Below are 5685 nucleotides of genomic sequence, written 5' to 3'. Positions count from 1 at the left end.
CGCGAGCGGGCTCCTACCCGCGACGGGCGAGCCACTTGCGCGCCATGCGCCGCAGCGAAACGTCCAAGCTTTCATCCTTCGCCACCTCGTCAACCGGTCGCCACGCCAGCGCGCGGGATTCCTGGTTGATCGTGAAGCGCTCGTCCGCTCCCGCCCGCAGCACGTAGCGCACGTCGTAATGCCAGTGCTCCGGTTCGTCGCCGCGCGCCGGGATGCGGTGCCGGTCGACGTCGAAGATGCCGCCTTCGACACGCAGGCCGGCCAGGCCGGTTTCCTCCTGCGCCTCGCGCAAGGCAACGCGCGCAAGATCCGTGTCGCCATCGGCATGGCCGCCCGGCTGCAGCCAGCGATCCAGCTTGCGGTGATGCATCAGCAAAACACGGTCGCCATCGGCGCTGACCAGCCAGGCCGAACCGGTGAAATGGGCCATCCTGTTGCTGCGCTTGAAAGCATCGGCATGCGTCTGCGCGAAATCCTCGAACTGCGCGACGACATCGGCGTCACCCTGCCATTGGTCACGGTAGTGGCGAAAGGCTTCGATGAGACTGCCTGCGGACTCGTGCATGGGCACCGGGACGTGTGAAAGAAAGTGACCGCGGCATGTTTCGCCGCAACATGCGCGAAGCTTGTACAACCTTTGCCGCATGGGATATGTTGGCCCGCCATTGTCCAGCCTGTCCACGCACGCCGCCATCGCGCGGATAAGGACAGGAAATCCATCCGAGGGGAACCCGATGACAAAAGGTCTTTTTGCCACCCATGGCATCGAGGCAATGCCTCATGTCGACGCCGGCGAGCCCGTCGAGGGCAGCGGTACCGGCGAGGTGACATTGAAGCGCGCGTTGACCGCGCGCCACCTGACCATGCTGGGCATCGGCGCAGTCATCGGCGCCGGCATCTTCGTGCTCACCGGTACGGCCGCGGCGCAGTTCGCCGGCCCGGCGCTGGTGCTCAGCTTCCTCATGGCAGGCTTCGCCTGCGCGCTGGCCGGTCTTTGCTACGCGGAGTTCGCCGCAATGCTGCCGGTCTCGGGCAGCGCCTATTCCTATTCGTACGCCACGCTGGGCGAGGTGGTGGCCTGGTTCGTCGGCTGGAACCTGGTGCTGGAATACCTGTTCGCCGCCTCGACCGTGGCGGTGGGCTGGTCGGGCTACTTCAATGAAATGCTGCGCATGATCAGCGCCTGGATCGGCGTGGACATCTCGCTGCCCGCGGCGCTGGCCTCGGCGCCGCTGACCTTCGACGCCAGCGGCCACCACATCATCGCCACCGGCACCCTGATCAACCTGCCGGCGGTGGCCATCGTGGCGGCGATCAGCTGGCTGTGCTATCGCGGCATCACCCAGTCGGCGACGGTCAACGCGGTCATCGTGGCGATCAAGGTGATCGTGATCCTGCTGTTCCTGGCCGTCACCTTCCACTACCTCAACCCGGACCTCTGGCACCCGTTCATCCCGGAGAACGAGGGCGGCGCCAAGTACGGCTGGAGCGGCGTGATCCGCGCGGCGACGCTGGTGTTCTTCGCCTACATCGGTTTCGACGCGGTATCGACCGCCGCGGGCGAGGCGAAGAACCCGCAGCGCGACATGCCGATCGGCATCCTCGGCTCGCTGGCGATCTGCACCTTGCTGTACATCGCGATGTCCGCGGCGCTGACCGGCCTGGCTCCGTACAGCGAACTCAACACGCCCGAGCCGGTGGCCACCGCGCTCAACTACGTGCTGGGCAACGTGCCGGCCGACAGCAGCGCCAGCCACATCCTCGGCACGCTGAAGATCCTGGTGGTGTTCGCCGCACTGGCCGGCCTGAGCTCGGTGGTGCTGGTGATGCTGATGGGCCAGCCGCGCATCTTCTATTCGATGTCCCGCGACGGCCTGCTGCCGCCGCTGCTGGGGAAGGTGCACAAGAAGCACCGCACGCCGTACGTGGGCACGATCATCGTGGGCGTGATCGCCTCCGTGCTGGCGGGCCTGTTTCCGGTCGACGTGCTTGGCGACCTCGTCTCGATGGGCACGCTGCTGGCCTTCACCACCGTATGCATCGGCGTATTGGTGCTGCGCCACACGCGCCCGGATCTGCCGCGTGCATTCCGCGTGCCGTTCGTTTGGATCGTCTGCCCGCTCGGCGCGGCGGCGTGCCTGTTCCTGTTCTGGCAGGCGTTCGTGGTGCGCTGGTGGCTGATCCTCGGCTGGACCGCGATCGGCTTCCTGATCTACGGCTTCTACGGTTACCGCAACAGCAAGTTGCGCCAGAACGCCCACTGACCAACCCGCGGCCGGCGCCTCCAACGCCGGCCGCGACGCTTTTGCTGCTCTCCGTCCCGGCCACGAAGACTTTCCCATGCTCAGCCAGTTGCTTGCCCGCAAGACCGACTTCAGCGACGACGAACACGCCCATGGCCCGGGCCTGCGCCGCACGCTGGGGCCGTGGGGCATCACGGCGCTGGGCATCGGCGCAGTGATCGGCACCGGCATCTTCGTGGTCACCGGCACCGCCGCCGCCGAACATGCGGGCCCGGCCGTGCTGATCTCCTTCATCATCGCGGCGATCTGCAGCGGCTTTGCGGCCTTGTGCTATGCAGAGTTCGCCACCCTGATCCCGATCTCCGGCAGCTCCTATTCGTACGCCTATGCGTCGCTGGGCGAACTCGCCGCCTGGTTCATCGGCTGGAACATGGTGGCCGAATACGGCATCTCCGCCTCCGCCGTGGCGGCAAGCTGGACCGGCTACTTCACCAGCCTGCTCGACCACATGGGGCTGCACCTGCCGGTGGCGCTGACCGAAGCGCCGCTGGCGTTCACCAATGGCGAACTCGTGGTCACCGGCCACCTGTTCAACCTGCCGGCAGTGGCGATCGTGATGGCGCTGACGTGGCTGTGCTACATCGGCATCCGCGAGTCGTCCGGCCTCAACGCGCTGATGGTGCTGGTCAAGGTCGGCCTGATCATCATCGTGGTGGTGGCCGGCTACCGCTACGTGAACCCCGAGAACTGGCACCCGTTCATCCCCGAGCCGCAGGGCGACGGCAAGTACGGCTGGTCGGGCATCATGCGCGGCGCGGCCATGGTTTTCTTCGCCTACATCGGCTTCGAGGCCACCTCCACCGCGGCGCAGGAATGCAAGACGCCGCAACGCGACCTGCCGTTCGGCATCCTGGTGTCGCTGGTGATCTGCACGGTGCTCTACCTGGCGATGGCCGCGGTGCTCACCGGGCTGGTGCCGTACACCCTGCTGGATACCGCCGAACCGGTGGTCACCGCGGTGGCCGCGCATCCCGAGCTGGACTGGCTGCGCCTGATCGTGGAGATCGGCGCCATGATCGGCCTGTCGTCGGTGATCCTGGTGATGATCATCGCGCAGCCGCGCATCTTCATGATCATGGCGCGCGACGGCATGCTGCCGAAGGTGTTCGCCAAGGTGCATCCGCGCCACCGCACGCCGCACATCAACACGCTGATCACCGGCGGCATGATCGCCCTGCTGGCGGCCGTGTTCCCGCTCGACCTGCTGGCCAACCTCACCTCGATGGGCACGCTGATCGCGTTCTCGGCGGTGTGCGCCGGCGTGCTGATCCTGCGCTACACCCTGCCCGACCTGCCGCGCACGTTCCGCGTGCCGTGGGTCTGGTTCACCTGCCTTGCCGGCGTGGCGTGCTGCTTCGCCCTGCTGCTCAGCCTCGACTGGTTCAACTGGGCCATCCTGGGCGTCTGGACCCTGCTCGGCTTCATGATCTACTTCTTCTACAGCCGCCGGCACAGCGTGCTGCATCAGGCAGCCAATCAGCCCGCCGTGACGAAATTCCGCTGAAGTTCGCTTAACTCGCAGGAATTTCGTCGATAGGCTGGAAAGTGCTTCGAATATCCTGATATCGACGCTTTTGCGTACAGCTGCGATATTGAATGTAAAATACGCGTTATGTTATTGATTTGATGGATATTGTTGGCATGCGCCGACAAGAAATCACACCGAGGGTCGCCCATTCGCCGGGCGCGGGAGTATGATCCCCAGTCCGAGGGTATATCACTTGGCAGTGGGCCCCGGATCGCGGCCCGGCGCGTCAGGCAAGCAGCTCCTCAGCCTGACGTTGTCGGGCCGCACTTTGTCCGGCATCCACGCCGACACACCGCCCGCCCCGTTCCGTCAGATCCGTCGCAGACAAAAGAAAAGGCCGGCGAAATCGCCGGCCCTGCAGACCTGTCGCGTGGCGGTCAGGCTTTCTTGACGACGTGCGACACGCACCAGCCTTTCGCGTTCACCGACTTGCCCGGGAACAGCTGGCACGGGCCACGACCGGTGGGGCCGCCGGAGTAGAACTGGCAATTGGTGCAGTCGTCACCGGCCTTGTGCTTGGGATTGGTGGACTTGGTGTTGTCCTCCACGTAGTCCAGGGCCTTGGCGGTCGGATCGGAGGAGCTCAACGCAGGCAAGTCGGCGGCGCGCGCGAATCGCGGCAAGCCCCCCATCACCACGGCGGCTGCCGTGGTTCCCGCAGCCACCTTGAGGAACCGGCGGCGCGATTCGGTATCTTTGTCGTTCGACATGGCACAAGCCTCCATTGGTTGCAGCCGACGCACCCTGCTCCGGCCCTTCGGCGATGGTACGCCCGGAGGCGCAATCTTTCCTGACTTGCGAGAATGGCTCTCATTCCGCCAAGGTCAGCGTGGACCACGTGTTATCATCAACTACTCGTTTGGACGTCCAAATCCCATGAGCCAAGCCTTGCCAGACGCCATCGCCGCCCGCCACTTCGAGGCTTGCGCCGACCGCATCGTCGAGACCGCGAGGGCGCTCGCGGACAAGGGCTGGACTCCGGCAACCAGCAGCAATTTCTCGATGCGCGTGGACGCCGGCCACGCCGCCATCACGATCTCGGGGCGCGACAAGGGCAAGCTGGGTCGCGACGACATCATGCTGATCGACCTGGACGGCCAGCCGGTGGGCACCGAGGCGCGCCCCAGCGCCGAAACCGCGTTGCACACCCAGGTCTATCGTCGCTGGCCCGAGATCAATGCGGTGCTGCACACCCACTCGCGCACGCAAAGCGTGGCATCGCGGCTGTTTGCCCGTGATGGCGTGGTCCGGCTGCAGGGCTGGGAACTGCAGAAGGCGATCAGCGGCTACCACAGCCACGACACTGTGCTGGAGATCCCGGTGTTCCCCAACACCCAGCACATGCCCGAGCTGGTGGCGCAGGTGGATGCCTGGCTGGACGCCGGCAAACCGCTGCACGCCTACCTGATCGACGGCCACGGCATCTATACCTGGGGCCGCGACATGGCCGAGAGCGAGCGTCACCTGGAAGCGCTTGAATTCCTGCTCGCCTGCGAACTGGATCTGCGAACACTGAGGTCATCATGAGCCGCCTGCGCATCTTCGACGAAAGCGAACCGCACACCGCCCGCATCACCCTCGACCGCCACGACGCCATCGCCGCGGAACTGGGCAAGGTTGGCGTGCGCTTCGAACGATGGGAAGCGAACCAGCCGATCGCCCCGGGCGCCAGCCAGGAGGAAGTCATCGCCGCGTACCGCAGCGACATCGACCGCCTGATGGGCGAAGCCGGCTACCAGGCGGTCGACGTGATCAGCCTCGCACCCGATCATCCCGACCGCGCCGCCCTGCGCCAGAAGTTCCTCAGCGAACACACCCACAGCGAAGACGAGGTGCGTTTCTTCTTCGCCCGCA

5 protein-coding genes and 1 pseudogene are annotated in these 5685 nt (G+C 65.7%); 4 read left to right on the top strand and 2 right to left on the bottom strand.

Annotation, left to right across the window (positions count from 1 at the left end; all coding sequences use genetic code 11):
- Positions 1-13 precede the first annotated feature (13 nt).
- A complete protein-coding gene (locus tag B1991_RS17495) occupies positions 14-565 on the bottom strand; it encodes an NUDIX hydrolase (RefSeq protein WP_136259963.1) in 552 nt (183 codons plus the stop codon).
- Positions 566-734: 169 nt separating this feature from the next.
- Here B1991_RS17495 and B1991_RS17490 point away from each other — a divergent pair, with 169 nt between their 5' ends.
- Positions 735-2264, top strand: coding sequence for an amino acid permease (locus B1991_RS17490; protein WP_136259962.1), 1530 nt, complete (start codon positions 735-737; stop codon positions 2262-2264).
- A gap of 76 nt (positions 2265-2340) precedes the next feature.
- Positions 2341-3807, top strand: a complete 1467-nt coding sequence (locus B1991_RS17485) for an amino acid permease (RefSeq protein ID WP_136259961.1) — start codon at positions 2341-2343, stop codon at positions 3805-3807.
- 401 nt (positions 3808-4208) lie between these two features.
- On the opposite strand, the gene B1991_RS17480 is transcribed toward B1991_RS17485, so the two are convergent.
- Positions 4209-4541, bottom strand: a complete 333-nt coding sequence (locus tag B1991_RS17480; protein ID WP_136259960.1) for a high-potential iron-sulfur protein — start codon at positions 4539-4541, stop codon at positions 4209-4211.
- A 166-nt stretch (positions 4542-4707) separates the two neighbouring features.
- On the opposite strand from B1991_RS17480, the gene B1991_RS17475 reads away from it, so the two are divergent.
- Both B1991_RS17475 and B1991_RS17470 read left to right on the top strand, forming a co-directional pair.
- Positions 4708-5358, top strand: a complete 651-nt coding sequence (locus tag B1991_RS17475) for a methylthioribulose 1-phosphate dehydratase (protein WP_136259959.1) — start codon at positions 4708-4710, stop codon at positions 5356-5358.
- A pseudogene (locus B1991_RS17470) lies at positions 5355-5685 on the top strand (cupin); the annotation flags it as partial. The gene B1991_RS17475 and the pseudogene B1991_RS17470, both read left to right, overlap by 4 nt.

The sequence above is a fragment of the Rhodanobacter lindaniclasticus genome (assembly GCF_004799035.1).
GTDB lineage: Bacteria > Pseudomonadota > Gammaproteobacteria > Xanthomonadales > Rhodanobacteraceae > Rhodanobacter > Rhodanobacter lindaniclasticus.
This window is presented reverse-complemented; position numbering and strand designations above follow the sequence as displayed.

Bases quoted from the DNA above. Each gene is read 5' to 3' on its own strand.
- B1991_RS17495 (WP_136259963.1), bottom strand. From the start codon at position 565: ATGCACGAGTCCGCAGGCAGTCTCATCGAAGCCTTTCGCCACTACCGT.
- B1991_RS17490 (WP_136259962.1), top strand. From the start codon at position 735: ATGACAAAAGGTCTTTTTGCCACCCATGGCATCGAGGCAATGCCTCAT.
- B1991_RS17485 (WP_136259961.1), top strand. From the start codon at position 2,341: ATGCTCAGCCAGTTGCTTGCCCGCAAGACCGACTTCAGCGACGACGAA.
- B1991_RS17480 (WP_136259960.1), bottom strand. From the start codon at position 4,541: ATGTCGAACGACAAAGATACCGAATCGCGCCGCCGGTTCCTCAAGGTG.
- B1991_RS17475 (WP_136259959.1), top strand. From the start codon at position 4,708: ATGAGCCAAGCCTTGCCAGACGCCATCGCCGCCCGCCACTTCGAGGCT.